Annotated in this window: 2 protein-coding genes; both read right to left on the bottom strand. The window is 59.4% G+C overall.

Annotation, left to right across the window (positions count from 1 at the left end):
• On the bottom strand, window positions 1-1,807 hold a 1,807-nt coding region (gene mutS, locus Q0F21_RS07010; protein WP_297238609.1), incomplete at its 3' end, for a DNA mismatch repair protein MutS.
• A 216-nt stretch (window positions 1,808-2,023) separates the two neighbouring features.
• On the bottom strand, window positions 2,024-2,326 hold the full coding sequence (locus tag Q0F21_RS07005) for a DUF4248 domain-containing protein (RefSeq protein ID WP_297238607.1): 303 nt from the start codon (window positions 2,324-2,326) through the stop codon (window positions 2,024-2,026).
• Window positions 2,327-2,664 lie beyond the last annotated feature (338 nt).

The following is a 2,664-nucleotide window of genomic DNA, read 5'->3' as shown; positions in this document are numbered from 1 at the left end:
AGACGTCATTGGGGATGTACTCCTCGCCCGGCGGCATCATCCGCTCGATCACCGGGTGGCGCCCCTCCTTGATGTCGATGACGGTGCTCCGGTCCACCTGAGGACGATGGTAGTCGTAGGCTGTGGCATCGTAGGCAAAGGTGCTCAGCACATCGATCTCCGAGAGAGCGGCGGCATTGCTCTGCAGTACCCGGATATGCCCCATCACCTCTCGAATTAGATCCTGGTAGAGCTCCGCCTCGAGGATGCTGATCCGCTCCTCGGCGCCGAGGATCTTCTGCTCATACTCCTTCAGCTCCGGAGTGATGTACCGCTCGCTATTGACGAGGGTCTGCTTGCGGATCCAGTCCTCCGGCACCTTCTCCTTATGGGCATTGGTCACCTCGATGTAGTAGCCGAAGACGTTATTGAAGGCGATCTTCAGCGACGGGATCCCCGTCTCCCGACTCTCCCGCTCCCGCATCTCAAGGAGATACTTCTTCCCCCCTCCGGCGATGGCGCGCAGCTCGTCCAGACGGCTGCTCACCCCGGCTCGGATCACCCTTCCCTTACCCACCTGAGCCGGTGCGTCCGGATCGATCGACTGCTCGATCTTGGTCGCCAGCTCCTCCGCCGGATCAAGCCTGAGAGAGAGCTCCCGGAGAGGCTGCGCCCCCGACTCGGCGAGGAGGCTCATCATCGGTCGGATCAGCCTCAGCCCCGCCGCCGTCTGCAGCAGCTCGCGCGGCGAGATACGCCCCACCGCCACCTTGCTCGCCAGTCGCTCCAGGTCGCCTATCCCGGCGAGGTGATCCGCCACTGTCTCCGTCAGCTCCGCCCGGTCGTAGAAGGCACCCACGCACGACTGACGCCGCTCGATCTCGTGCAGGTCGAGGAGGGGGAAGGAGAGCCACCGCTTCAGCAGCCGTCCCCCCATCGGCGTGTGGGTGTGGTCCAGCACCTGCAGCAGGCAGCTGCCGTCCTCCGTCAGCGGTCGCATGATCTCCAGATTTCGCCGAGTAAAGTTGTCCAGTCGGACGAAGTGGTCCTCCTCGATCAGGTGAAGGGTCGTCACGTGGCTCAGCTGTGTGTGCTTCGTCGCCTCTAAGTAGTACAGGATCGCTCCGCAGGCGATGATCGCAAGCGGCTTCTCCTCCACGCCGAAGCCCTTGAGCGTGCTGGTGCTGAAGTGTCGCTGCAGACGATCCCTGCCGTAGTCGACCGTGAAGACCCAGTCCTCCAGCGGGTAGTAGTGCCACTGCTCGCCCATCGAGGCGGCCACGGAGGTCTCACGACCCCGCTCAATCAGGATCTCCTTGGGACCAAAGGAGGCGACCGTCTTGGCCACATCCTCCTCGATCCCCTCTGCGGTGCAAAACTCGCCCGTTGAGAGGTCGAGAAAAGCCGCCCCGGCGCGACCCCCCTTCATCACGATGGCACCGAGGAAGTTATTCGTCCCCGCGTCCAGTACCGTGTCCTCCATCGTCAGTCCCGGTGTCACCAGCTCCGTCACATCCCGCTTGACGAGCGTCTTCGTCAGCTTAGGGTCCTCGATCTGGTCGCAGATGGCGACCCGCTTCCCCTGCGCGACCAGCTTAGGCAGGTAGACATCTAGCGCATGGTAGGGGAAGCCGGCGAGGGGCACATCAGAGGCGCCGCCATTGGATCGCTTCGTAAGGGTGATCCCGAGCAACTGGGAGGCGGTCACGGCATCGTCGGAGAAGGTCTCGTAGAAGTCCCCGACACGGAAGAGTAAGATCGCGTCGGGGTATTTCTTCTTAAACCGGTTGTACTGAGACATCATCGGTGTCTCCTTCACTTTTGCCATAGTTGTCTGCCTTGCTCTGTACGGTACTCAGGTAGGCAAATGTACCGATTTTCGTCCGCCCGTCTCCCCCGTCCTTATTAGGCAAAAGCTATAATTAGGTTCTTTCTATCTATTCAATTGGCTTTTAACTGCTTGATCGAGAGGAGTTCCATCGTCCGGAATGGTTTTTTCTACCCCTGCTGTCAGGAGCACCTGCTCCCATATATAATAGGAGTGCTATGGGGTACCGAGGTAGTGCGCGAGGACGGCGGTCTGGCGCGGGGTGAAATTGCGCTTCGGGCTGGTCCAGCCGACGAGCGAGAGCGCATGGCTGAGGAGGGGATAGGTCTTGATCGACATGCGGAGCGCCCGGGAGGCACTCTGAGGATTGTAGTCGGGATAGTACTGCAGGGCTACCTGCTTGACGGGCACGATGCCACTGAGCTCTCCCTTAAGCGGCTCCCAGGTCTCGATCTGCTCCAGTAGCTGGAGGTCGGCGGGGGAGAGCGGGCTCGCCGAGCTGTGATTCTCTTTCTTCATAGTCTGGTATCTACTCAATTCATTGCAAAGGTATATATTATTCATCCATTGCGCAAAACTTGCCTATACTTTCACTTTAGAGACAGAAGAGGAACGATGGAGACAATCGGTCTGATCACCATCGTACTTTTGCACCACGATCCGGGAGATAACGCATCGGAGGGCGTACTGCAGGCGTCACTCTGCGAAGGAATTCCCCCGTGGGTCGTACACATATTATCTAACTACTTAGCAATAGAATGACTTATGGCATTTATCTACAACGTCACTGAGCGAAAGAACACCATCCCTAACGCCAAGATGCCCCGCGTGGCAGTCGCCACCTCGCGCATGATGGG

This window comes from uncultured Porphyromonas sp. (assembly GCF_934359325.1).
Taxonomy (GTDB): domain Bacteria; phylum Bacteroidota; class Bacteroidia; order Bacteroidales; family Porphyromonadaceae; genus Porphyromonas_A.
This window is presented reverse-complemented; position numbering and strand designations above follow the sequence as displayed.